Source organism: Flavobacterium eburneipallidum (assembly GCF_027111355.2).
Classification (GTDB): domain Bacteria; phylum Bacteroidota; class Bacteroidia; order Flavobacteriales; family Flavobacteriaceae; genus Flavobacterium; species Flavobacterium eburneipallidum.
In genome coordinates this window covers 2551334-2578111 of the sequence record NZ_CP114291.2, presented here as the reverse complement: position 1 = coordinate 2578111, position 26778 = coordinate 2551334, and the positions used below count along the sequence as shown (strand labels likewise).

At 33.7% G+C, this 26778-nt stretch carries 23 protein-coding genes; 10 read left to right on the top strand and 13 right to left on the bottom strand.

The genetic code is table 11. The annotated features are described in order from the left end of the window. Nucleotides 1-52: 52 nt before the first annotated feature. From OZP15_RS10880 to OZP15_RS10855, 6 genes are all read right to left on the bottom strand, one after another. A complete protein-coding gene (locus OZP15_RS10880) occupies nt 53-1402 on the bottom strand; it encodes a DEAD/DEAH box helicase (protein ID WP_281336094.1) in 1350 nt (449 codons plus the stop codon). A gap of 258 nt (nt 1403-1660) precedes the next feature. Next, the gene (locus OZP15_RS10875) at nt 1661-2419 is read right to left on the bottom strand and encodes a trypsin-like serine protease (protein WP_281336093.1); all 759 of its coding nucleotides are present in this window, start codon (nt 2417-2419) and stop codon (nt 1661-1663) included. Nucleotides 2420-2489: 70 nt separating this feature from the next. Further along, entirely contained in the window at nt 2490-5264 is a 2775-nt protein-coding gene (locus OZP15_RS10870) for a T9SS type A sorting domain-containing protein (protein WP_281336092.1), read from the bottom strand. Nucleotides 5265-5475: 211 nt separating this feature from the next. Further along, nucleotides 5476-6240 carry a TIGR02757 family protein gene (locus tag OZP15_RS10865; RefSeq protein ID WP_269225461.1) on the bottom strand — a complete coding sequence of 255 codons (765 nt, stop codon included), beginning with the start codon at nt 6238-6240 and terminating at the stop codon, nt 5476-5478. Continuing rightward, nucleotides 6233-7915 (bottom strand): LIC_10190 family membrane protein, encoded by a 1683-nt coding sequence (locus OZP15_RS10860; RefSeq protein ID WP_269225460.1) that lies wholly within the window; start codon nt 7913-7915, stop codon nt 6233-6235. The genes OZP15_RS10865 and OZP15_RS10860 overlap by 8 nt, the downstream gene beginning before the upstream one ends. A 2-nt stretch (nt 7916-7917) precedes the next feature. Then, entirely contained in the window at nt 7918-8583 is a 666-nt protein-coding gene (locus tag OZP15_RS10855; RefSeq protein ID WP_269225459.1) for an ABC transporter ATP-binding protein, read from the bottom strand. A gap of 137 nt (nt 8584-8720) precedes the next feature. Here OZP15_RS10855 and OZP15_RS10850 point away from each other — a divergent pair, with 137 nt between their 5' ends. Further along, the gene (locus OZP15_RS10850; RefSeq protein WP_281336091.1) at nt 8721-9017 is read left to right on the top strand and encodes a hypothetical protein; all 297 of its coding nucleotides are present in this window, start codon (nt 8721-8723) and stop codon (nt 9015-9017) included. On the opposite strand, the gene OZP15_RS10845 is transcribed toward OZP15_RS10850, so the two are convergent. The 6 genes from OZP15_RS10845 to OZP15_RS10820 form a co-directional block, all read right to left on the bottom strand. Continuing rightward, nucleotides 9014-9331: a DUF6787 family protein gene (locus OZP15_RS10845; protein WP_269225457.1), complete on the bottom strand. Its 318-nt coding sequence runs from the start codon at nt 9329-9331 to the stop codon at nt 9014-9016. The two genes, OZP15_RS10850 and OZP15_RS10845, sit on opposite strands and share 4 nt — an antisense overlap. 31 nt (nt 9332-9362) lie before the next feature. Continuing rightward, on the bottom strand, nt 9363-9794 hold the full coding sequence (locus OZP15_RS10840) for a DUF6146 family protein (protein ID WP_269225456.1): 432 nt from the start codon (nt 9792-9794) through the stop codon (nt 9363-9365). A 113-nt stretch (nt 9795-9907) separates the two neighbouring features. Then, nucleotides 9908-10465 carry a DUF937 domain-containing protein gene (locus OZP15_RS10835; protein ID WP_269225455.1) on the bottom strand — a complete coding sequence of 186 codons (558 nt, stop codon included), beginning with the start codon at nt 10463-10465 and terminating at the stop codon, nt 9908-9910. Between the two features lie 98 nt (nt 10466-10563). Then, complete coding sequence (locus OZP15_RS10830) at nt 10564-11514, bottom strand: D-2-hydroxyacid dehydrogenase (RefSeq protein ID WP_281336090.1); 951 nt, start codon at nt 11512-11514, stop codon at nt 10564-10566. Between the two features lie 70 nt (nt 11515-11584). Beyond that, the gene (serC, locus tag OZP15_RS10825) at nt 11585-12658 is read right to left on the bottom strand and encodes a 3-phosphoserine/phosphohydroxythreonine transaminase (protein ID WP_281336089.1); all 1074 of its coding nucleotides are present in this window, start codon (nt 12656-12658) and stop codon (nt 11585-11587) included. Between the two features lie 93 nt (nt 12659-12751). Further along, entirely contained in the window at nt 12752-13810 is a 1059-nt protein-coding gene (locus OZP15_RS10820; RefSeq protein WP_281336088.1) for an acyl-CoA reductase, read from the bottom strand. Nucleotides 13811-13962: 152 nt separating this feature from the next. On the opposite strand from OZP15_RS10820, the gene OZP15_RS10815 reads away from it, so the two are divergent. Then, nucleotides 13963-14313 carry a 4Fe-4S dicluster domain-containing protein gene (locus OZP15_RS10815; protein WP_269225454.1) on the top strand — a complete coding sequence of 117 codons (351 nt, stop codon included), beginning with the start codon at nt 13963-13965 and terminating at the stop codon, nt 14311-14313. A gap of 159 nt (nt 14314-14472) precedes the next feature. Beyond that, entirely contained in the window at nt 14473-15636 is a 1164-nt protein-coding gene (locus OZP15_RS10810; RefSeq protein WP_281336087.1) for a hypothetical protein, read from the top strand. A 70-nt stretch (nt 15637-15706) separates the two neighbouring features. Here OZP15_RS10810 and OZP15_RS10805 read toward each other — a convergent pair whose 3' ends face one another. Beyond that, a complete protein-coding gene (locus OZP15_RS10805) occupies nt 15707-18382 on the bottom strand; it encodes a TonB-dependent receptor (protein ID WP_281336086.1) in 2676 nt (891 codons plus the stop codon). Between the two features lie 183 nt (nt 18383-18565). On the opposite strand from OZP15_RS10805, the gene ychF reads away from it, so the two are divergent. From ychF to OZP15_RS10770, 7 genes are all read left to right on the top strand, one after another. Beyond that, complete coding sequence (ychF, locus tag OZP15_RS10800; protein WP_281336085.1) at nt 18566-19660, top strand: redox-regulated ATPase YchF; 1095 nt, start codon at nt 18566-18568, stop codon at nt 19658-19660. 112 nt (nt 19661-19772) lie between these two features. Beyond that, nucleotides 19773-20294, top strand: coding sequence for an NADPH-dependent FMN reductase (locus OZP15_RS10795; protein WP_281336084.1), 522 nt, complete (start codon nt 19773-19775; stop codon nt 20292-20294). A gap of 57 nt (nt 20295-20351) precedes the next feature. Beyond that, complete coding sequence (locus OZP15_RS10790) at nt 20352-21035, top strand: TIGR02117 family protein (RefSeq protein WP_269225449.1); 684 nt, start codon at nt 20352-20354, stop codon at nt 21033-21035. 104 nt (nt 21036-21139) lie between these two features. After that, a complete protein-coding gene (locus OZP15_RS10785; protein ID WP_281336083.1) occupies nt 21140-23002 on the top strand; it encodes a DNA topoisomerase IV subunit B in 1863 nt (620 codons plus the stop codon). A 314-nt stretch (nt 23003-23316) separates the two neighbouring features. Further along, nucleotides 23317-23727: a nucleotidyltransferase substrate binding protein gene (locus OZP15_RS10780; protein WP_269225448.1), complete on the top strand. Its 411-nt coding sequence runs from the start codon at nt 23317-23319 to the stop codon at nt 23725-23727. Beyond that, entirely contained in the window at nt 23727-24029 is a 303-nt protein-coding gene (locus tag OZP15_RS10775; RefSeq protein WP_269225447.1) for a nucleotidyltransferase family protein, read from the top strand. The genes OZP15_RS10780 and OZP15_RS10775 overlap by 1 nt, the downstream gene beginning before the upstream one ends. A gap of 16 nt (nt 24030-24045) precedes the next feature. After that, the gene (locus OZP15_RS10770; protein ID WP_269225446.1) at nt 24046-26754 is read left to right on the top strand and encodes a DNA gyrase/topoisomerase IV subunit A; all 2709 of its coding nucleotides are present in this window, start codon (nt 24046-24048) and stop codon (nt 26752-26754) included. Nucleotides 26755-26778 lie beyond the last annotated feature (24 nt).

Genomic DNA, 26778 nt, shown 5'->3' with positions numbered 1-26778 from the left:
AGTATTCAGTAATCAGTGTTCAACTGAACACTGATTACTGAACACTGCCAACTTATTTTTTGTCCTTGCGTTTCTTGGCTTGGTTTTTCAACATATTTCTATTGACAGAACCGTGTGTTTTTTTCTTGGTTATTCCAGGGCCACCAAGGTTGACTTTTTTGTTCTTTTTGCTTTTCTCGTGAAAGGCGCCATCTCCTTCTAGTTTTTGTTTTTTCATCAAAAACTTAATCGGTTGGCGGTCTTTTTCAGGTTCGATTAGTTTTGAAGATACTTCAACCGTTTCAGGGAAAGCCTCGATTGGCAATTCCATATCCATTAATAATTCAATGGCAAATTTGGATTCTTCTTCACGTGGAGTGATGAAACTGATAGCTGTTCCTGTAGCATCTGCACGACCGGTTCGACCAATACGGTGCATATACAATTCAGGAAGTTCGGGCATTTCAAAGTTGATGACGTGGGTAATGTTGGAAATATCCAAACCTCTTGCCATAATATCGGTAGTGATCAATCCACGAAGGTTTCCTGCCTGAAATTCAGCCATCGTACTCAAACGATAATTCTGTGATTTATTGGAGTGAATTACACCAAATTGATCTGCAAAATCTTCCTCGATACGTTCGTGAACCATATCAGAAATTTTCTTGTTATTAACGAAAACCAAAACACGACTCATATCTTCATTCGTCTGCAATAAGTGTTTCAGCAAATTGATTTTAGTATTGAAATTGGGAACGTTATACGTAATTTGCGTAATGTTTTCTAACGGAGTTCCTGATGCTGAAAGCGTAACTTCTTCAGGATAATCAAAATAATCATTCAAAACTTTATCCACTTCATCCGTCATAGTGGCTGAAAATAGAATGTTTTGACGTTTTTTAGGCATCATCGCCAAAATAGCAGTTAACTGGGTACGGAAACCTAAATTTAACATTTCGTCAAACTCATCGATAACCAATTTTTGCATTTCTTCAAAACGGATGACATTGTCTAATGTTAGATCCATCACACGCCCTGGTGTTCCTACCAAAATATCACAGCCAGTATAAACAACTGTTTTTTGAGTATTGATGTTCACACCTCCAAAAATACCAACCGTACGAACAGACATGTATTTGGTCAGTTTTTCTACTTCTTCCACAACCTGAACTACCAATTCACGTGTTGGAACCAGAATTACTATTTTAGGCGTATGACCCGGAGTGAATTTATATAGTTTTAATAAAGGCAATAAATAAGCAAAAGTTTTACCCGTTCCGGTTTGTGCAATTCCCATCATATCACGTCCTGACATTATCACGGAAAAAGTTTTTTCCTGAATGGGAGTAGGAGTAGTAAATCCTAAATCATCAATTGCTTTTTGTACTGATTTAGGGAGATTGAATTGTTCGAAAGTGGTCATAAAACGTAAATTTTGTGCAAAGGTACGTTATTTATGCTAATGGTTGAGAATCTTGTTATTTATCAGGTTGTTTACGTTTAAAAGTTTCAGCCACAAATTACACAAATAAACACAAATTACAAGCTGTTGTAATTTCACGAATTATTAAAATAGATAGAATTCGTGCAATTCGATTTTAATTTTGATGAAAATTAGTGATAATTGGTGTAATTCGTGGCTAACTTTTTTGAAAACACTTAATAATGAATGCCTTTCAGGTTATTTACTCGGTTTAATTTTATCCAAAAACAACACCAAATTTGTTAAAGAGCAAGGAGCGAAATACTTTTTGTCCGTATCAGGATCCTCTTTGGGACCAGATACAATTCCAACAACTTGTCCTTTTTCGTCAACTACTGGCGAACCGCTCAAGCCTCCGAATTTTTCAGGAACAACAACATCTTTTAAGAGAATTCTATCTCCTATGGTTTTGTAATATTCGAATTCATAGACTCTTTGTTTTCCGGATTCCATTGTTCTAGTCCAACCTACTACATATATTTTTTCTCCAGCGATTAAAGGAGTGGTTCTTATTTGTAGCGGTTTTACTTTTGAACTATTTTCTTTTATTGAAAAAACCAGCCAGTCATTATCATAAGTTGATTTGGCTTCTAAATTTTCAGATTTGTTTTCGTTTAATAATTTGTCACAAGTAACTAATTCAGATTTATTTTCCAAAGGATATAAAGACCAAGATTTGATATTATTTTCAAATGATAATGTCTTCATACTTTCGGGCTTGATGTGCTTTAACAAATGCTTTGCGGTTACTGCATAAGTTTCGTTGTTGTGTTGCAATAAGAATCCACAACTGAATTTTTCCTGATTTAATTTGGAATCAAAAAAATCAATTTTGTTGACTAAAGCAATGTCATCAAATGTTTTGGTTGAAACTTTTTCTTGACCGAAACAGGAAGTTAATAATAGTATCAAGGAAAAGAGAGAAGAGAATTTGAATAGTTGAATTGTAGTTTTCATATTTTTTTGTTTTTAAAATAAAATGGCAACTTAAAAAAGTTGCCATTTGGTATCAAATATAAGAAAAAAACTATTGCACGATAATTTTTTGTGTGTGCACTATTTTTTTAGTTGTTGCATCAGAAACTTTTAAGATGAAAACTCCTTTTGCTTGCAAGTTGATGTTTTCTGATGTGTTACTGTTAAGTGTTCCTTTTTTGATTTCTTTACCTAAAATATCATAGATTTTATATTCAGTTTCAGCTCCGTCATTTGAAACTAGTACTGAAAATGATCCATTATTAGGAATTGGCCAAACGCTAACTCCTGTATTTGTTTTTTCATTATTTTCTGTTGAAAGTAAACTGTATCCACTAACAATATTTACTTTTCGGGTCATTGTTCCTCCAGTATTGTCTGTTACAGTAAAATCGAAAGAACCCAAACCATTTGCACTTGGAGTAAATTCTACTACATCAGCTACTAAAGAAGTAGTTCCGTTGACAACATTAGAAACAGAATAGCTAACACCACTTGTAAATCCTCGAGACAATTTTTGAATATTAACACTCACTTTATTTCCTGTTGGAGATTCATAATGTGGTAAAGACATCCATTGTAAATACTCATCTAAATTAGTATATCCATCTAAATTAGCATCGGCATTCGAATCAGAGAAATCACTGCTACCTGAATTTACATTAGTTCCTTTAATGGTTTCCCACCAGTTTGGTAATCCGTCATTGTCAGTATCCCAGTCGGCAGCTCTATTAATTACAGGATAGTTTTCGTAACCTCCAGAATCAGCTTCATTATCAGGAAAACCTTTTTTACCAGTTTTGCTACCTGTTACTGAATAAGTTCCGTTTAAAGTTTCTGTAACCATTCTAGTATCATGATTGTCTAATTCAGGTTGTGTACAACCTACGTCTGAAAGAACAATTTTATAAGCATTAGCCGCTGATTGAGTAGTTACATAAGAAGGGAAAAAAGGTGTAGTTACAAATGTTTCGTAGTTAATTGTAACACCATTTGATAGTCTTGATCTTCTTCCAAATTCTTGATTGGTTTCATCAAAAAAACCAGGCATAACATTACTATTAAAGTATGCTCTTTGCATACCAGCAAAGTCATTTTCGTGATCCATTGTTAAAGCATAACGTTGCAACTCCATTCCAGGTCCTGGTTTGTAATAATTACCCACAAAGTTTACTTCGCTAGCTCCTCCATCCGTTGTTCTGGATCCCCAGTTGTAAACGACGTTATTGGTAATATCCATTTTTCCAGCAAAATAATTATTGGCATCCAATCCGCCACCTAAACTCCAGTTACGTCCATAACAATGTGCTAATAAATTATGGTGAAAACTTCCTACGTCACCACCGATTGTTGCCGCATAACCGTGTTGTGTTCCAACAGGGTAATTTGCATGTCCAGCAGCATTTAAGGCTTCTGAAATTAAGGTTTTTTGCAATGTAATATTTTTACCAGAACGAGAACTGAAAGATTCATCTATAGTCCAACTTATAGAACAATGATCAATAATGCTATGATTAGCGCCGGTTAATCCCATTCCATCAAAAGTAGGTCCTCCGCCCAGTCGTACTCTTACATTTTGAACAATAGCATCATTACCTGTAATTCCGAATGGAGCGGTTCTAATACAAATTCCTTTTCCAGGAGCCGTTTGTCCTGCAATAGTTACATAAGGTTGGCTTAATACCAATCGAGAATTCAGTTGAATAATTCCTGACGTATTAAAGACAATTGTTCTCGGTCCAATATCATTAGTAACCGCTTCACGTAAACTTCCGGGTCCGCTATCATTCAAATTAGTAACAGCTACAACTTTGCCGCCTCTTCCTCCACGTGCAAAACGACCATAGCCTTCTGCTCCAGGAAATGCTAATTTTGCAGGACGAAAACGCCATGTATTTCCTTTTTCGATGGCATTATTAGCAAGAACTTCATCTACTCTCCAATAGTAAGTCGCTCCAGTATATAATCCATTTAATGAATAAGAAACATTTGATTTGAGTTGATTGCCTTTGTATTCAGGTGATGATGTAGTAGCACTTTCAACAGCTGCCAAATCAGTTCCAAAATAAATGTTATGTGACAAAGCGTTAATGGCTGGAGTCCATCCTAATACAGTTCCTCCTGAATTCAATTCAACATGTTCGTTATTATGCCCCGGAATTGGATTTGTTGCTTGGTTAAAAATATTAGGAGTGTTTAATTCGAATCCATTCAGCATAACATTTTTAACGTTTTCTTTACCCGAAGTTTCTGCAGCAAATAAGATAACAACATCTGTTCCTGCAGTTGCTTGAAATTTCAAATAAACAGATTTTGCATCTGCTGTTTTTAATGCTCTTACACTTGGAATTACATTATCGAATACCAAAGTACCATTTACGGAAACATCGATAGGGCTAAAAGTATTGGTTGTAGGACTATCAACAGCATTTAAAAAAGCTAATACAGTGTGATTTCCAGTAGCTAATCCGCTGATACGAAGTTCAATTGCTCCACCTTGATTAGCAGTTCCGTCCTTTACAAAAACCCCATCGCTAATCAATCTTGCATAATCAGGTGCTAGTAATCCAGCTTTGTACCAATTTGTGGCTAATTGAGTTCCTTTATCTCCTTTATTTATTGTAAAAGTGACTCCGTTTTCTGTTTTAGAGGCGGTGATTCCTGAAGCGATTACCCATGGAATGTAGCCAGGTTCGTTCACTTCTGCGGGTTGTCTCCCAGATTGGTCAAAATCAATTTTCACTACTGGGTTTTGAGCTACTATTGTAGCAGTTGAGAGTAGGGCGATGCCTGTTATAAGAGAAAGCCACATTGGTTTTTTTAACATCTTAATTTGGTTTTTTGGTGAGTTAGTTTTATTTATCAGATAGTTTTTTTAACGATTGCGTTCTGTCCTGTGCTGGTTTAATGGTTTGAGTTGATATTAATTTGTTTAAACGATTAAGCAATAGTAGTGATTATATTTTTTGTATCAAAAAAATAGAATTGTATAATCTAATTTTTAACAAATTGTTATTGAATTAAGGGATAAAGTAGTATTAAAATCCTTCAAAAACTCCTAGCCCAAATAAAGCAAAATCATATTTCACAGGATCATTAGAATCTAGTTTTCGGAGGTTTAAATCTAATTCAGTCAAAGCTTTACCATCGTTTTGTTTTCGGGTAAGTAATCCTAGTTTTCGAGCCACATTACCCGAATGAACATCGAGCGGACAGGATAGGAGTGATGGTGAAATATTTTTCCAAATACCTAAATCAACACCTTTGTTGTCTTGGCGACACATCCATCTCAAGTACATATTGATGCGTTTGGCAGCCGAACCATTCATTGGATCGGAAATGTGTTTTTGGGTACGGTTTTGATGTGGAATTTCGAAAAATATTTTCTTGAATTCCGAAATGCTTTTTTGCATCGAATTCGCTTCTTGGTGTTTAGCAAAAACAGCTTCAAGACCACCATGATTTTTGTAAATGTGTTGCAAGCCTTTTATAAAACTAGCAAAATCTTGTCCATTGAAAGTTCTGTGAACAAAGCTTTCGAGTTGTTCTAAATTATCTTCAGAATGTGACATCACATAATCGTAAGGCGAATTTCCCATCAAATCCATCATTTTATGGGAATTTTTGATAATCATTTTGCGATTGCCCCAAGCGATAGTTGCACTCAAAAAACCAGCAATTTCAACATCTTCTTTTTGCGAAAATAAATGCGGAATTTGTACTGGATCACTCTCGATAAAATCGAGAGTGTTGTATTGCAGGACTTTTTCGTCCAAGAAAGATTTTAGTTCTTTTTTATTCATTATTTAGAATGCTTTTGGAATAAAATCCATCGCTTAAATCTGAAGTTCGTAGCTGTGGTTTTATATAATAATAGTTCTTGAAATATTCTACTTGCACTTTGTTTACACAAGGTATATCGCCATTGGCAGTTCCGTAAAAGAAGAAATTTTCTTTTGGAGAATAGTAATCTAAATTGCCTTCTTTTATTTTTTCGAAAGGTATTTCGGCATATTTGGAATTTTTTTCGGGAATTAATATTTGATACCAATTGTATTTTTCCTTGTGTTGATGCAATTTATTGGCTGTGAAATTTTTATAATCAATAAACGGAACCGCTATCAAAGGCAGTATAATTCCAGTTAGTAATGTGAATCGAACCCATTGGCTATTCATTTTAAAATAATTAAATAAAGTACTTAAAGCCAAAACAGACAAAAACACAAATTCAGGAAGAAAAAATCGGAATTGTGGCGAAGTCAAAAGCAAAAGCACAAAATGAATTCCGAGGATTAGATACAGGATTTTGTATTTTATTTGCTGCTGTATTTTGTTTATAAATAATCCAAATGCAAATAGTACTAACATTCCAATATTGAAAACACGATTAATTCCGCCAAGGTGCAACCACGAATTTAATTTTGTTAGCAAGGACGCATTATTTAGAGAGCCAACTTTTATATAACCAGCACTTTTAGTCCTTGAGGCTATAAATTCTAATAATTGTTGCGGAATTTTCCAATCTTTTTCTAAAGGCAAAATATAGAATGGATAGAACGGATAACCTGTAATGATTGAATTTTTTAAAATTAAAATTAGGGAAGTTAAACTTCCGAAAATCAATAAAAAGGAAAATCTTTTTTTATCAAAATGAAGCAAATAAATAACCAATAATCCCAATGGAGCAATTGTTATTTTTATAAAAATTAGGTATAAAAATAAGAGCGTTACAATTTTGAAAGAATCCAAAGAATTGTCTTTGTCTAAAAAATAATAGAACAGTATTTGCGAAACCAGAATTATAGATAAGTCTGGCGAAGGTGCATTAATGAACTGAAAAAACAAAATATTGAATATTGGAATAAACCCAATCCAATGAGTTTCTGCATTTTTGGAATGTCTTTTTTCAAATTCAGTGATAAAATAAACGGACGAGAAGACTAGCAAAAATCCATTAATATCATTGATTCGATCGGTCAAAAAACTAAAATTAAATCCTGCTTGCAATACATGAAAAGGCGAATTTTGACCCAAATAAATATGAAGATTGGCCAATCCTTTTACAAAACCATATTCGTTAATCCATTTTATGGTTTGTACATAATAGCTTTCATTGTCAATAATAAAAGGCGATTGCGCACATTTGAACAATGCAAAAACAAAAATTGTTGCCAGAATAATTTTTGAAATTTTAGGAAGCGTTTGTATGTCTGCTTTTATTTCTTTCAGGCTGCTTTTGATTTCCTTTGATTTCCAAACAGATAATCCAATGACCATTAGAAAGTTAAAAAGAAATACAACCCATCCAATTTTGAAGAAAAAACTGAAAATGCACAATCCGACGCATTGCAGAAAAATACCCAGAAATATTGGAAGATAATTATCAGTGGTTTGTATTTTGAGAAACGATTTGGCAACCATTCCTGTAGGAATGAAGAATAATAACAGAATTATCCAACTCAATGCTATTACAATCATAATTAGGGATTACTAATTTGACCGTCCACCATTATGAGTTTTCTATCAGCCATGTTGGCGAGTTCTTCGTTGTGGGTAACAATTACAAAAGTTTGTCCAAATTCTTCTCGGAGTTTGAAAAATAATTGATGCAAATTTTCGGCAGATTGCGTGTCGAGATTCCCCGAAGGTTCGTCGGCAAAAATCACAGCGGGTTTATTAATTAAAGCTCTTGCCACTGCCACACGCTGTTGTTCTCCGCCCGAAAGTTCGTTGGGTTTGTGGTTGATTCGATGCGAAAGACCTAAATATTCCAGTAATTTTTTGGCTTCCGTTTCAGTTTCTTGTTTGGATTTATTAGCGATAAAAGCTGGAATACAAACATTTTCTAAAGCTGTAAATTCGGGTAACAATTGATGAAACTGAAAGATAAACCCCAAATTCAAATTCCTAAATTTAGACAGGGTTTTGTCATTCATGGTCAAAATATTTTCACCATTGATTAGTAATTCTATTCCATTTTCGATTGTGGGTTGGTCTAATGTTCCAAGAATTTGCAAAAGCGTTGTTTTTCCAGCACCTGAAGCACCTACTATAGAGACAATTTCTCCTTTTTGTATATGTAAATCAACACCTTTAAGAACATGAAGTTGATCGTAATATTTATGTATGTTTTTTGCTTGTATCATTGATTGGCACAGTTTTTACAAAGAAACAAAGAATTTGGTAATATTCACGGGTTTTAATTCTTCTAAAATGGGAATTCGAAAATCTAAAATTTTCTTTGGCATTGGATTTGTATCTTTGTTTTGAAAAGCTGATAAAAATGAAAAAACAAATTGAGGTTGAGCAAATTGACAATAAAAACCGAGATCTTATTCTAGGTTTGTTGTTTGACGGAATAGGAATGCTTTCTTTTTCAATTCCGTTTCTGGGAGAATTCTCGGATGTAATTTGGGCTCCAATAGCGGGATTCTTGATGACTTGGATGTATAAAGGAACTGTTGGAAAAGTAGCTGGAATTTTTGCTTTTTTGGAAGAAATAATTCCGTTTACAGATGTGATTCCTTCGTTTACCTTAACTTGGATTTATACGTATTTAATAAAAAAATCGAAGGATTAATTTTTTTCTTTGTCTTTAAAGAAGAATCCTAGTTTCATACTTTTTAGCATTTTTTTCGAAAAAGGGAAGAAGAATTTCGATTGTCCAAAAAGCCAACCAAAGAACATCAATAAGAAAGGATAAAGTGGCAAAACCAAAACTAATAGGATGATATAATAGAAAAACCAATGTGTATTTTCTTTGTTTATACCCAAAAAAGTCATCGCATAACTAGAAATTTTGGCTGACAAAGAACCGTTTATAGCAAAAACTATAAATATGATTACCAAATCATAATTTGAAGCGATTCCCCAACGTTGTTTTAATTTCTTCATATTTGTATTAGATAAAACAAATATAGTAAGATTATCTCATTGGTACATAACCGCTCAGCTTTTGTTTGAAGGTGTTTTGGAAATAAATCATATAATTGTAGATTAAGTAGTTGACTTCATATCCATAGCGGATATTTGGACTGTAGTCAATAGTCATGACGTACAAATTAGGATTGTATCGTTGCGGTTGCATCACTCTATTGTTCCACTCATTTACATAAATTTGATTTTTGTTTTCTAAATAAGTCAGTGAATGAAAATTTCGAGGAAAAGCATTAGCGTTAAGCCAATTGCTAAAATTAGGGTCAATGATTAGTACTTCATATTCTAACGAATCATTGGCAATTCGAACTGTGTCGTTTAATTTTTTTGATGGTTCAGATGAAGATGCAATAGTATCTTTTTTGACTGAAGAACAAGCAATAATTGTTAGAAGTGCAATTATGTAAATTCCATTTTTCATAAAATCTCATTTTGAAATTTAAATTTACGAAAAATAGCAAGAGGTTTGTATTATTTAACAAAACCCGTTGGCGAAATTGCGAACGGGTTTGAGTTTTTTAGTTTTACTTGAATTTATTTTCCAAAAAGTTTTCCAAAAAGACCACCAAGTCCTCCACTTTTTTTGGTAACAGCTGTCATTGCATCTTCCATATCTACTTTTCCATCGGCGTTTTGGTCTAAACCAAATTGTCCACCATATTTTGAAACCGCTTCCATTAACCCGCCATTTCCACTTCCTCCAGAAATAGCAGTTACTAAATCAGAAATCTGAAAACTGTCATTTGGATCTTTAGCTTTTCCAACTAGAGAGCCTAAAATTTGAGGAATTAAATTTCCAGCTACTCCAGAAGCATCGGTACTATTAATTCCAAATTTTTCGCCCAAGCTTCCAGATAATTGTTGCGTTAATTGTTGTACCACTGGGTTGGAACTATCTTGAGCAGCGTTTCCTTGAAATAATCCAGCAAGTTGTTCTATACCACCTTCGGAAGCTATTTTTTGAAGTCCGGAAAGGATAGACGAACTGGCTTCGCCCATTACAGCTTCATTTTGTTCGTTTGGAATAGCGTTGTTTTTCACAACTGCATCATTTCCATATTGTTGTACTAATTGGGTTAATTGTTCTAGCATAAGATTTGATTTTGATTTTTAAATCAAAGCTAATAAAAAAAGCTCATTATTAAACTAAATTAATAATGAGCATTTGATTATTTAACACGAAATGGATGTTATCCTAACAAACTAATAATTTGTGAAGCTAATTCTGTTCCAATTCTGTCTTGTGCTTCTCCAGTTGCAGCACCAATATGTGGAGTCAACGAGATTTTTGGGTGCATCAAGATTGTCAATTCTGGTTTTGGCTCGCTTTCAAAAACGTCTAGACCTGCAAAAGATACTTTTCCTGAATCTAATGCTTTTATCAAAGCTACTTCATCAATCACACCACCACGAGCACAGTTTACGATTCCAACACCGTCTTTCATAGTAGCTAAAGCAGCTTCGTCAACGATATAACCATCTTGTGCAGGAACGTGTAACGTAATGAAATCAGCTTCTTTGAATAAAGATTCTAATGATTGAGTAACAATTGTTGTTGTGATGGATTGTCCGTCGAAAAACTCCACTTTCACATCAACTTGAGGAATAAATCCATCAGTAGCGATAACTTTCATTCCTAAACCAAGAGCCATTTTTGCTGTAGCTTGACCAATACGTCCAATTCCAACAATTCCAAGTGTTTTTCCTCTTAATTCAACTCCGTCAGCGTATGCTTTTTTCAAACCATTAAAGTTTGTTTCTCCTTCAAGAGGCATGTTTCTGTTAGAATCGTGTAAGAAACGAACACCTGAAAGTAAATGAGCAAAAACTAATTCAGCTACAGATTCTGATGAAGATGCAGGTGTATTAATTACGTGAATTCCTTTGCTTTTTGCATATTCAACATCGATGTTATCCATTCCAACACCACCACGACCGATGATTTTCAATCCTGGGCAAGCATCAATAATATCTTTACGAACTTTAGTTGCACTTCTTACTAATACTACGCTTACGTTGTTTTCGTTTACAAAGTTAGCTACTTGCTCTTGAGCAACTTTTGTAGTGATAACTTCAAATCCACCTTTTTGTAAGGCTAGAATTCCACTTTCTGAAATTCCGTCATTGGCTAATACTTTCATTTTTTATAATTTGTATAATGTATATTGTAAAATTGTATTTGGTATTTCAAAACTGAATACTGTTCACTAATTACTGAACACTTTTCTCTAAAGCTTGCATTACATCAACTAAAACTTGAACGCTTTCAATTGGCATGGCATTGTAAATAGAAGCTCTGTAACCACCTACTGAACGGTGTCCAGGTAAACCAGAAATTCCAGCTTCTTTCCATAATTTGTCGAATGCTTCAGTATGTTCAGCATTATTCAATAAGAAAGTAACATTCATATTTGAACGATCTTCAACAACTGAAGCTCCTTTGAATAATGGGTTTCTGTCAATTTCTCCATATAATAAAGCTGCTTTTGCATTGTTTAATTTTTCAACTGCTGCAACACCACCTTTTTCTTTGATCCATTTCATAGTCAATAAAGAAACATAAACTGGGAAAACAGGTGGAGTATTGTACATACTTTCTGCTTTGATATGTTTTGCATAATCCAACATACTTGGAATTGCTCTTCCGTTTTTACCAAGAATTTCTTCTTTGATAACTACCAAAGTAGCTCCTGCAGGTCCCATATTTTTTTGAGCACCAGCATAAATAATATCAAATTTAGAAAAATCTAAAACTCTTGAAAAGATATCAGAACTCATATCGCAAACTACAGGAATAGTTGTAGCTGGGAATTCTTTCATTTGTGTACCAAAAATAGTATTGTTACTAGTACAGTGAAAGTAATCAGCATCACTAGGAATAGTATATCCTTTAGGAATATATGTGTAATTATCTTCTTTTGAAGAACCTACAATTATGGTTTCTCCAAAGAATTTAGCTTCTTTTATAGCGGCGGTTGCCCAAGTTCCTGAATCTAAATAAGCAGCTTTTCCACCTTCTTTCATTAAATTGTAAGGAGCTCTCAAGAATTCTGTACTGGCTCCACCAGCAAGAAAAAGAGCTTGATATCCTTTGCCTTCAAGACCTAAAAGTTCTAATGCCAAGGCACGAGCTTCGTCCATAACTGCAACGAAATCTTTGCTTCTATGCGAAATTTCTAAAATTGACAATCCTGAATTGTTAAAATCTAAAATAGCTTGTGCTGATTTTTCAAAAACTTCTTGAGGTAAAATAGATGGTCCTGCGCTGTAGTTGTGTTTTTTCATAGTATAGATTGTGTCCAAAATTTAAAAGTGCAAATTTCGGGAATAGGAGTCGAATAAACATTAAATAATTCAAAATATTTATACTTTTTTTCATTATGTTGTTAACAAAAATGAAATCGTATCCACATTATCTGCATAATCCCATAAATTTGGACTTTGAGTTTGTCCAAAATTAATGCTGTTTTTTACCAAATTATTGCTGACAATACATTGAATTTGTTCGTGTTCTGATGCTAATCGGGTTTCTAGATCTTCGAGGTTTTCATAAAATTCATAAAAAACACTCGAAATTGGCGAAGCATAACTAGAATCTTCTTTGATGGTCAAAAATCCATTGTCCAACAATTTGAAATTACTCATCAAGAAAACTGCCTTGTTGTAATCATAATTATTGGCATATTTTTCATAATGAATAATGTCTTGGTATTCGAAAATTGCTTCAAAGAAAGCATTAAACGAATAGCCCTTTGGAACAAAAAGTTTGGAAACATTGCGACATCCCAAACCAAAATATCTAAAAATATCTTCGCCTAAAGCAATGAGTTGTTCTTTGGTTTCTTCTCCATTTAAAACCGCAACCGAATTTCTGTTTTTTCTAATTATACTCGGTTTGTCTTTAAAATAATAATCAAAATAACGAGTAGTATTGTTGCTTCCTGTGGCAATTACGGCATCAAAATTTTCAAGTTTTCCTTCAACAAAATTGATTTTGTTAGAAAGTTCGGGGTCAATCGCAATTAGGTATTTAGCTAAAAAAGGCAATAAATGTTGATCATTTGATGATGTTTTTATCAAGACACTATTGCCAGAAATCAATACCGAAAGAAAATCGTGAAAACCAACCAGTGGAATATTTCCAGCTAGAATTAAGCCTACGCTTTTTGGTTTATTAATTTCAAGATTATAAGCAGAAAGCCATTGGTTTAAATTTTCTTCGCTCAAAGCATTGGCCCAAGATTGAATCGAAAAATAGACATTTTCTGGAGTGTACCAACCGTTGTGTGATTGTGATAATTGAATTAAATTTTTAAACTCTTCAAAAAACAAATTATTGTGCAAAACAGAAGGGTTTTGTATGGTTTCATTCTCGGAAAATTGGCTTAAAAATTTCCCTAATTCAATAAATCCATTTTTTTTGTTGTTTTCTAACATAAGTAACTTGTATATGAAAAGTTTTGATTGTAATTTTGCACAAAAATAAGGCTATAATACTTTATAGACAATAATAGATATTAAAAATAGAATTTAGAGTATCATTTTCATTACAATTGTTAATGAGTCTAAAATCATAAATCTAAAATTAAATGGCAATTATAATAACTGACGAATGCATCAATTGTGGAGCTTGTGAACCAGAATGTCCAAATACTGCAATATATGAAGGAGCGGATGATTGGAGATACAAAGACGGAACAAGTTTAAAAGGAACTGTAGTTTTGCCTTCAGGAGAAGAAGTAGATTCTGACGAGGCTCAAACTCCAATATCTGATGATATCTACTATATCGTTCCAGGTAAATGTACAGAGTGTAAAGGTTTTCATGATGAGCCACAATGTGCTGCGGTATGTCCTGTTGACTGTTGTGTTCCTGATGAAAATCACGTAGAAGATGAAGAAACTTTGTTAAACAGACAAGCGTTTTTGCATAACGAATAATATTGTAAAAAGAAATAATTAAAAAAAATCCTGAATGTATATTCAGGATTTTTTTTTTTTTTTTTAATTATTTTATTGTGTTGGTGTTGAGTGTTTTATATCTGAATTTAATTTAGTTAATTTGGATAATGTTTTTTATATTTTGTTAAAAATAATTTTATGAAGCGAATAATAGTTTTGTTTTTTGTGTTAATTAACTATGGTGTTTTTGCCCAAAATGAGGAGTATTCTATTTTTATAAAAGATATAGAAACCCAAATGCCTATTGAAAACGCTACGGTAATTATCATGAAAACAAGACAAATCTTGTTGACCAATGAAGAAGGAAAAGTAAATTTTAAACTAACGGGCGGTTCTAATGTACAAACATTTATATCGGGTTATGAGGCAGAAACCGTACGCTGGGCAACATTAAAACAAAATGAATTTATTATTTATCTGAAAAGTAAAAATAGTAAGTTAGATGAGATTATTTTATCAAAAGAATCTCCGCAAAAAATACTCCAAAAAGTGGTTTCTAATTCTATCAAAAAAATGGAACCTTCTTATAGATTAAAAGTTTTTGTGAGAGAGTTTTTTTTACTTGACGATAAATATTCTTATTACAATGATGGATTGGTTCATTTTCAGTTTGCAACCAATCAAAAAAAGATATTTACTACATTACTAGTAGAACAAAATCGTTCCTATGGCTTGATAGATAGCGATGTAAGTGATGATTTGAAAGGTTATAATTTGAATAATATCATGGAAAACTATTGTAGTTTTAAATATTTTCAGCCTATCATAGATTCAAAAGCTAAAAAAGAATACTACTACATCATTAAAAGACATCCTACAAATAAAAATTATTATGTGATGTCAATAGCGCCCTTGGAAGGCAATAAAAAAGCGGTAGATAATTTTGAAATTACCTATGATCCTGAACAAAAAATAATTATAGGATTTACGGTTAAAGCTAATTTGGGAAATATTGCTAAAATAGAAAAAACAGCAGGTTTAGGAACAAAAAAAATAACAAGATCATTTGTTAGGGTAGATTATAGGCTGGATGGAACAGATTATTATTTATTGAAATCTAATGAAGAAACAGCTTATGATATTGTATTGAAAGATAAAATCAAAAGTATAGAAGTACGCAACAGTTTTATAACAACTAATTTTAATAAACAAAAGTTTAGTCATAAAGAAGCTGATGTTTTTAAAGAGAAATCACTGTTTAATAAAAAGAATAATATCTTAACTAATTATTGGGATATTTCAGGATTTACAGCTACTGATGAAGAAAAAGCAATAATCCAATCTTTAGAATATAAGATGTAAATCAAAAAATATAAAAAAAAATCCTGAATTGTAAAATTCAGGATTTTTGGTTTTAAAAAAGTTTTGTCTTTTAGAAATTAAATCCAAGTCTAGCATAATAGTAAGCTCCGCTGAAACCCATTTGAACAGCATCCCAATATCCACCAGCTTCAACCCAGTCATCTTGTTGGTCTGGGTAAATGTTGAAAATATTATTACCACCAACACTCAATTTAAGTGATTTAGAAAGTTTGAAACCTAATGTCAAATCAGTTACTATTTTAGCACTGTAAGTATCAGTTGCGGCTGCAATTTGGTCAGCAAAACTTCCATAATCAGCAACATCTTCATACATTTGGTAGTCCAATAGTTTTACTTCGCTAAAACGTGTGAAAGACAATCCAGCATTTAGCCATTTTCGGTCATAAGTAAGATTTAACCCAAACTTGCTTTCTGGTGCAGATGCTAATAGGAAAGCTTTTTCTCTTTCTCCAAAGAAAATTTCTTTGTCTAAATTACCATTTTTTACTTTGTCTATATTCATATTGTTGATGTTTCCAACTAAAGTTGCTCCGAAGGAATCCTCGCCAAATTTCTTTTTCCAAGACAAGACTACATCGAGTCCTTTCGTTTTAGTATCAACACCATTTACAAAAAATTGGGCTTCATCGACACCTAAATTAAAAGAGGAAGCATCAAAATAACCAGTCAATACAATTCTGTCTTTTACATTAATCATATATCCGTCAATTGTAGCTGTAAAATCACCAAAAGTTGCTGTCATTCCCAATGAACCATTTACTGCTTTTTCTTCATTCAGTTGTTGAATTCCGAAAGCTTGTGTCACGGGACTGTTGTTTGGAGAAAGTAAAATTTCTGACGCTCCGCTGGAGGAAAAATTAGTGAATCTTAAATTGTAGTACACTTGAGCCAACGAAGGAGCTCTGAATCCAGAACTTATCGAACCTCTAAAATTAATGTTTTTTGAAGCTTTTAATCTTGCAGAAAATTTGCCGTTCAGTGTACTTCCAAAATCGCTGTAATTTTCAAAACGAAGTGCTGCACTTACCATGAAGTTATCTGTTACATCCAATTCAGTGTCTGTATATAAAGAAAAGTTAGAACGGCTTTGATCTACCGTGTTGGCAGGACTGTATCCAGGAAAACCTTGAGAACCACCTGGTCTAGCTTCGCCTGAAATCGGGTCAATAGGGGCTGATTGGGTAAGAGGGTCAGTGATTGGACGACCGTTAGTATCGTACGTCGCATAAGAACCTATTTCGCCAGCAAAAATTGTGAATTTTTCCGTTCTGAATTCTGTTCCAAAAGCGATATTTAGTCCATTTAATACAGAGTCATAATTTTTTGAGAAATCAAAATTGGTAGTATTTTGACTCAAACTATGTCCTCCAGCGTCAAATTCTTTTGGAGAAGCCGCCTCCAAAGAAGCATTAATGGTTCCTTTAGTATAATAATGAAATAGATTTTTTCCAAAAGTATTGCTGATATCTATTTTCCATCCACTAGCTGTTTCTGTTCTAAAACCAGCTGCAAGAGAGTTGTCAATGATATTTGAGGTAATTCTTGGAGTATATCCGCCAGGATAAACAGATTCAACTACTCTTTCACCACCATTTCTGGTAAAAGCATAAGCATCTGTAGCTCTGTAGTTTCTTCCACCAAAGGCATAAAATTGGGTCTTATCTGATACTGGAATTGCCATGTTTCCAAAAAAGTTAAAGCCTTCTATTTCGGCTTCTCCAAATCCTTTTCTGAAATCAAATCCAGGACGCAAAGTTTTGTTTTTGTTTAAGTATTCTGTGGTAAAATTGGCATATCCGCCTTTTTCTCCAATGGCTACACCATAATTAGCTGCTATTTTTACAGAACCACCATCAAAAGCTTGGTCTTTTCCATAAGAATTTCCATTTCCATTTTGATCCAATCGATAGCCATCGGTATTAGCAGTTCCAGTAGGAAAATCGCCTTTAGCATTTGTGTTATAGACACCGTAGGTTACAGAACCAGTTAGTTCATCTACATTGTCATTTAGCACTATATTTATAACTCCTGCAATGGCATCCGAACCGTATTGAGCAGCAGCGCCATCTCTCAAAATTTCTATTCTTTTTATAGAGGAAGCAGGAATAGCATTCAAATCGGTTCCGGTATTTCCACGACCACGGGTTCCAAATAAATTGATGAGCGAGGATTGATGCCTTCTTTTTCCGTTAATCAAAACCAAAGTTTGATCGGGACCTAAACCTCTTAAGGAAGCAGGATCTACGTGATCGGCACCGTCTGAACCAGATTGTTTATTGGCATTAAACGAAGGTGCAACATATTGTAGTAATTCATTAATTTCTAATTTTCCGCTTTGAGTAGTAACATCTTTTACGCTAATAATATCAATAGGAACGGCCGAATTTACTACGGTTCTTTTAGTATTTCTGGAACCTACAATTTGAACTTCTTTTAATGATAATTCTCCTTCGGGATCTAATGCAACATCTATTTTACTATCTGTAGCAATTTTAGAAAAAGTTTTAAAGCCAATGTAGCTAAAAACTAGCGTTGCTCCTTCGGGAACGGTTATCCTGTAAGCGCCATCAATATCTGTAGAAACTCCGTTTTTAGTTCCTTTTTCGATAATGTTTACTCCTGGCAGCGCAGCTCCAGTATTGTCTTTTACAACACCAGAAATTTGTTTTTGGGCAAAAAGAAAGCACCCATTTAAGAACAATAATAATAGAATAATTTTCTTCATAATAATTCGGTTTTGTAGTGGTTTTGTTTGAAATTTATCTGCAATTTAACTTTTTTTAACAAAACATTTGAGAATATTTTTGTTTTTATAACAAAATTACCAATAATACATTAATATCGGGTTTTTATTTATGAAGCACTTATTAAATCTTATATTTGCACACTTTTAATAAATTACGATAAAATGAAAGCAGGAATTGTAGGATTACCAAATGTTGGAAAATCAACATTATTCAATTGTTTATCCAATGCCAAAGCGCAAAGTGCCAACTTTCCGTTTTGTACCATCGAACCTAATATTGGAGTTGTAAACGTACCCGATCCAAGAATTAACAAATTGGAAGAATTAGTAAAACCAGAGCGCGTTCAAATGGCGACTGTTGATATTGTTGATATTGCGGGTTTGGTTAAAGGAGCTAGTAAAGGAGAAGGTTTAGGAAATCAATTCTTGGGGAACATCAGAGAATGTAATGCTATTATTCACGTTTTGCGTTGTTTTGACAATGATAACATTGTTCACGTTGACGGAAATGTAAACCCAATTCGTGATAAAGAAACTATCGATATCGAATTGCAATTAAAAGATTTAGAAACGGTTGATAAGCGTCTTGAAAAAGTAAAACGTGCTGCTAAAACTGGTAATAAAGAAGCACAAGTAGAAGAAGCTTTACTAAACCGCATTAGAGAAGCTTTATTACAAGCCAAATCAGCAAGAACGATTGTTCCTCAAAATAATGACGAAGAGGTTTTGTTAGAAAGTTTTCAATTAATCACAGCAAAACCAGTTTTGTATGTGTGTAATGTTGACGAAAGTTCGGCTGTTAACGGAAATAAATATGTAGATCAGGTTCGTGAATTAGTAAAGGACGAAGAAGCCGAAGTGATTATCCTTTCAGTAGGAGCAGAGGCTGATATTACAGAACTAGAAAGCTACGAAGAGCGTCAAGTTTTTTTGGAAGATATGGGGTTGACCGAGCCAGGAGCATCTGTTTTAATTCGTGCTGCTTATAAATTATTGAAACAACAAACGTATTTTACAGCAGGTGTAAAAGAAGTTCGTGCTTGGACTATTAATATTGGAGCCACTGCACCACAAGCAGCAGGAGTAATTCATACTGATTTTGAAAAAGGATTCATTCGTGCCGAAGTGATTTCATACGAAGACTATGTTCAATACGGATCGGAAGCGAAAGCAAAAGAAGCAGGAAAATTTAAAGTAGAAGGAAAAGAATATATTGTAAAAGACGGTGACGTAATGCACTTTAGATTTAATGTGTAAGTAAGATAAAAGATAATAGACTTATAGAAAATTGACAAAACTGTTCAAGTAATTGAGCAGTTTTTTTTATTTGTAATCTAAATTTATAGTACTTTTATCAAAAACAAAAACTATGAAAATCATCGCCTTTGCTGGAAGTAACAGCCAAAATTCTATCAATAAAAAATTAACCACTTACGCAGCTTCACTTTTCGAAAATGCCGAAGTAGAAGTCTTGGATTTAAACGATTTTGAAATGCCATTATTCAGCGTTGATGCTGAAAAAGAAATTGGTCAGCATCCTGTAGCACAAGCATTTTTAGATAAAATTGCAACTGCCGATATTTTGGTTGTTTCTCTTGCTGAACATAATGGAAATTATGCTACTTCATTAAAAAACACCATTGACTGGTGTTCTAGAATTAATGGAAAATTATTTCAAGACAAACCAATGTTGCTGATGGCAACTTCGCCAGGAGCAAGAGGTGGAGCAAGTGTTTTGGAAATTGCTAAAAATAATTTTCCTCGTTTTGCTGCCGATATAAAAGCCGTGTTTTCTTTGCCAAGTTTCAATACTAATTTTGATGTTGAAAAAGGATTTATTTCTAATGCAGAATTAGATAATCAGTTGAAAAAAAATATTGAAAATTTTTAAAACCTATTCTTTTTGGCGTGAAAATTGTTTTTATCCATAAAACCAAAAAGCATTCGTATGATATCAGTTAAAAAGAGCTTAAAAATTTTAGGCTGGACCATTTTAGGAATCATCAGTTTCCTTTTTTTGTATGTAGTTTCTACGCTTTTAATTTCTAAAATTTCAGTCAACTCGGATGTTTCTCAAAAAGACAAGGAAATTGAAATATTCATTTTGTCTAATGGAGTTCACACGGATATTGTGGTTCCAATAAAAAATGAATTCAAAGATTGGTCTAAAGAAATTCTTATCGAACAAACTAAATCAAAAGATAGTTTGGTCAATTATCTGGCTTTTGGATGGGGAGACAAAGGATTTTATCTCAATACTCCTGAATGGTCAGATTTGAAAGTAAGTACGGCTTTAAACGCAGCTTTTGGTTTGAGTACATCCGCTATGCACACCACATTTTACAAAAAGATGAAAGAAGGCGCTGATTGCAAAAAAATCAAAATTTCGGCTGAAGAATATCAAAAATTAATAACTTATATTTCGGAAAGTTTCGATTATGACGCCACAAAAAATGTACAATGGATTGCTGGAAATTCGTATGGAAATAGAGATGCGTTTTATGAAGCCAAAGGAAGTTACAATTTGTTTTATACTTGTAATACTTGGGCTAACAACGCACTGAAAATTGCCAATCAAAAAGCAAGTTTGTGGACAGTAACCGATAAAGGAATTTTTTGTCATTATCAATAGCCTATTTTAAATTGGCTCATTACTTTGTCAATAACTTTGATATTATCCTCTTTTAAAATTTATCGAATTACACTACATTAGCACAAATTCGATACTTTTTTAAAATGTCAGAACAAAATCAATACACCGAAGATAATATACGCTCACTCGACTGGAAAGAACACATTCGAATGCGTCCCGGAATGTACATTGGTAAACTAGGCGATGGTTCTTCGGCAGACGATGGAATTTATATTTTGGTTAAAGAAGTTCTCGATAACTGTATCGATGAATTTGCAATGGGAGCAGGTAAAACCATTGAAGTAACTATCAAGGACAAAACAGTTTCAGTTCGGGATTACGGTCGTGGAATTCCTCTAGGGAAAGTGGTCGATGTAGTATCAAAAATGAATACAGGTGGAAAGTATGATTCTAAAGCTTTTCAGAAATCAGTTGGTTTGAACGGAGTAGGAACCAAGGCGGTCAATGCTTTGTCCAATTATTTCCGAGTAGAATCCGTTCGCGATGACAAACAAAAAGCGGCCGAATTTTCAGCTGGAAATTTGGTTTTAGAGGAGGATGTTATTGATACCACCAAACGAAAAGGAACCAAAGTTACTTTTACACCCGATGAAACCATTTTCAAGAATTACAAATTCCGAATGGAGTATGTGATTCGAATGGTCAAAAATTATTGTTATCTCAACAATGGTTTGACGATTATTTTTAACGGTGAAAAGTATTTTTCTGAAAATGGATTGAAAGATTTATTGAAAGAAACCATTAGTGTTGAAGATTTAGAATATCCAATTATCCACTTGAAAGAAGGCGATATTGAAATTGCCTTAACCCACAGTAAAACACAATACTCTGAAGAATATCACTCTTTTGTAAACGGTCAAAATACCACGCAAGGAGGAACGCATTTGGCCGCATATCGCGAAGCTATTGTAAAAACGATTCGGGAATATTATAACAAACCATTCGAAGCTTCCGACGTTCGAAAATCTATTGTTACGGCGATTAGTATCAAAGTAATGGAACCGGTTTTTGAATCACAAACCAAAACAAAATTGGGTTCTACAGAAATAGGTTCTGAACCCGGAATGCCATCGGTTCGTACTTTTGTAAATGATTTTGTAAAAAATAAATTAGACAGTTATTTACACAAAAATCCAGAAACGGCGGATGCTTTATTGCGCAAGATTTTACAAGCCGAAAGAGAACGTAAAGAATTATCAGGCATTCGAAAATTAGCCAAAGACCGAGCCAAAAAAGCGAATTTGCACAACAAGAAATTAAGAGATTGCCGTGCGCATCTTACTGATACTAAAAACCCAAGAAACCTTGAAAGTACACTTTTCATTACCGAGGGAGATTCCGCTTCGGGATCTATAACAAAATCGCGTGATGTGAATACACAAGCGGTTTTCAGTTTGCGTGGTAAGCCTTTGAATTCCTACGGAATGAGTAAGAAAATTGTGTATGAAAACGAAGAGTTCAATTTATTACAGGCAGCTTTGGATATCGAAGACGATATGGAAAACCTGCGGTATAACAACATTGTAATCGCTACCGATGCCGATGTCGATGGAATGCACATTCGTTTGTTGTTGATTACATTTTTTCTTCAGTTTTTCCCAGAGTTAATCAAAGAAGGACATTTGTATATTTTGCAGACACCACTTTTCAGGGTTCGAAACAAGAAAGAAACCATTTATTGCTATTCCGAAGAAGAACGAAAAGACGCTATCGAAAAATTAAAGCCAAAACCAGAAATCACTCGATTTAAAGGATTGGGAGAAATATCTCCAGATGAGTTCAAGAATTTCATTGGAGATACGATTCGCCTTGATCCAATTATGATGGACAAAAACACTTCAATAGAGCAATTATTGTCTTTCTATATGGGAAAAAATACACCAGATAGACAAGAATTCATTATCAATAATTTGAAAGTGGAATTGGATACAATAGAGGCAAGTTAGAAAAGTAAAATCGTCGACAGTGTATACGAAATGTCAAATTCGTCATCAACGATTACGAATTTAAAATTTTGATATCCGAATCATTGACTCGGATATTGTAAATTAAAAAATCCTAGTCGCTGACTGGGGAATTTAAATCTCAAAAAACGCAGACAGTGTCTGCGAAATTGAGAAATTCAAAAGCGCAATCACTGATTTCGTTTTTTGTAGAATATACTTTATCAGAAAATAATGAGCAAATTTTTGCTAATAAATATAAGACAGTTCTTCCTAGTAAGGAAGATTTAATGAAATTAATTTTGTAATTAGAGTCTATGGAAAATCAAGATATTCGTTGGAAACAAAGATTTGAACATTTTGTAAAAGCTTTTAAACAATTAAAAAAAGCCAAAGAATTAAAAAACGAAAGAGAGTTCACAGAATTAGAATTGCAAGGTGTAATACAAGCTTTTGAAGTGTCTCAAGAATTGTCTTGGAAAGTAATGAAAGATTTCTTGGAAGAACAAGGTAAAACAGATATGTTTGGCAGTAAAAATGCAGTAAAAGAAGCTTTTAATGTTGGACTTATTTCAAATGGAGATATTTGGTTTGATATGATTAAAAGTAGAAATCTCACTTCTCATATTTATGATGAAAATGAAGTTTTGGCTATTTTGGAAGTCATTTTAAATGATTATTTTCCAGTTTTTATTGATTTTGAAAACAAAATGAAAAGTTATCTCTAATGTTCGGTTTATATCCTAAAAGTTTTGAAGAGATTTTATCAATAATTGAAGATTGCTCTTCTATTGATGAAGTTATTATTTATGGATCTAGAGCGAAAGGGAATTTTAAGGAAGGTTCAGATATCGATGTTACTTTGAAAGGAAATATTAGCAAAGAAGATTTGAATAAATTATGGCATAAACTAGACGATAGTTTTATTCCCTACAAATTTGATATTTCAGTTTACAAAGATTTAAAATCTGAAAGTTTAATTGAACACATACAAAGAGTTGGTAAAACTTTTTATAAAAGAAAAAACTGAAATAAATTCAGCATAAATGAAAGACGAAGAAGAAGATAACATTGTTCCAAACGAAGACGAGAATAACGAAGAGTTAAACGAGTCCACGAACGAAGAAGGATTCGAAGATATAATCACTTCGGGAGGAATGCAGCATTTCTACGAGAACGAAGAAAACAGCGAAGATACCATTACCAAGGTTACAGGAATGTACAAAGATTGGTTTTTGGATTATGCTTCGTATGTGATTTTGGAGCGTGCTGTTCCTGCTATTGAGGATGGTTTTAAACCGGTTCAGCGTAGAATTATGCACTCGTTGAAAGAGTTGGATGATGGTCGTTACAACAAGGTAGCGAACGTTGTAGGTCACACGATGCAATACCATCCGCACGGAGATCAGAGTATTGGAGATGCGATGGTGCAAATCGGTCAGAAAGAATTACTGATTGATTGCCAAGGAAACTGGGGAAATATCCTCACGGGTGATGGTGCAGCAGCTTCTCGATACATTGAAGCACGTTTGTCCAAATTTGCTTTGGAAGTCTTGTATTCTCCAAAAATTACCGATTGGGGCGTTTCCTATGATGGTCGTCGTGCGGAACCGAATAATCTTCCCGTAAAATTTCCATTGCTTTTAGCTCAAGGTGCCGAAGGAATTGCAGTTGGACTTTCGACCAAAGTTTTACCGCATAATTTCAATGAATTAATTGATGCTTCGATAAAAATATTAAAAGGAAAACCGTTTACAATTTATCCCGATTTTATGACAGCGGGAATTGCGGATGTTTCCAATTATAATGATGGAATGCGTGGCGGACGTGTTCGTGTTCGTGCCAAAATTGCTCAATTAGACAAAAATACTTTGGTGATTACTCAAATTCCGTTTTCGACCAATACGACAACTTTGATTGACAGTATTTTGAAAGCCAATGAAAAAGGGAAAATCAAAATCAAGAAAATCGAAGACAATACGGCTGCTGATGTAGAGATTTTAATTCATCTTTTCCCAGGAGTTTCACCTGATAAAACTATCGATGCTTTGTTTGCTTTCACGGCTTGTGAAACTTCGGTGGCACCATTGGGTTGCGTAATTGAAGATAACAAACCGTTGTTTGTGGGTGTTTCAGAAATGTTGAAAATTTCGACAGCTAGAACTGTGGATTTGCTTCGACAAGAATTAGAAATTCAATTAGAGGAACTGAAAAATAAATGGCATTTTTCTACTTTAGAAAAAATCTTCATTCGGGAAGAAATGTACATTGATTTCAAATTGTATTCAGATAGAGAGTCGCTTTACAACTATATGTACGACCGATTTGAGCCTTTCAAAAAATCATTCGTTCGTGAGATAAATGATGATGATTTGCAACGATTGACGCAAATTCCAATGATTCGTATTACGCGTTTTGACTCTGACAAAGCGGATGATTTAATCGCTAGGTTGGAAGACGAAATGAAGGAAGTCGAGTTTAATTTGGCCAACTTAACCGATTTTGCGATTGCTTATTTTACCAAGTTAAAAGAGAAATACGGAAAAGGCAGAGAACGCCAAACCGAATTGCGCAGTTTCGATAATATTGAAGCAACAAAAGTAGCTTTGAGAAATACAAAACTCTATGTGAATAGGGAAGAAGGCTTCATTGGAACCGGATTGAAGAAAGACGAATATGTTACGGATTGTTCGGATATTGACGACGTGATAGTTTTTCTTCGTGATGGAAGTATGATGATTTGTAAAGTAGATGAAAAGAAATTTGTTGGAAAAGACATCATTCACGTGGCTATTTTTGACAAAAGTGATAAACGCACGATTTATAATATGATTTACCGTGATGGAAAATCAGGACCATCTTATATCAAACGATTTAATGTTTCGGGAGTAACTCGTGATAAATTATACGATTTGACTAACGAAACCAAAGGTTCTCAAATTTTATATTTCACGCATAATCCAAACGGAGAAGCGGAAGTAATAACCATTCTTTTGCGCCAAATAGGAAGCATTAAAAAACTGAAATGGGATGTCGATTTTGCAGGAATAGCAATAAAAGGTCGTGCATCGAAAGGAAATTTGGTTAGTAAATATCCAATCAAGAAAATTGAAATTAAAGAAAAAGGAATATCTACTTTATTGCCTAGAAAAATCTGGTTTGACGATACGGTTCAACGATTGAATACTGATGCTCGTGGCGAATTATTAGGAGAATTTAGACCAAGTGATAAGATTTTAATTATCTCACAATCAGGAAAATTAAAAGTGATTACGCCAGAATTATCTACACATTTTGATGAAGATATGGTAGTTTTGGAGAAATGGCATCCTAAAAAACCGATCTCTGCCATTTATTATGATGGTGAAAAAGAACGGTATTACATTAAACGATTCTTGGTAGAAAGTGAAGGAAAAGAAGAGTGTTTCATTACCGAACATCCTAAATCTCAAATGGAAATTGTGTCAACAGATTATCGTCCTGTTGCTGAATTGGTTTTTACGAAAGTGAAAGGAGTTCAAAAAGAAAATCAAACGGTAGATATAGAGAATTTTATTGCCGTAAAAGGATTTAAAGCACTCGGTAATCAATTGACAACGGAAAAGTTAAAACAAGTTAATTTGTTAGAACCTCTGCCTTACGAAGAGCCTGAAGAAGTAGTTCCAGAAAATTTAGAAGTCGAAGGAAATACGGATATTGACGAAGGAAATATTCAACTCGATGATGATGGTCAGATTACTTTGAGTTTAGAATAAATTAAAAAAGCTCCAAAACGGAGC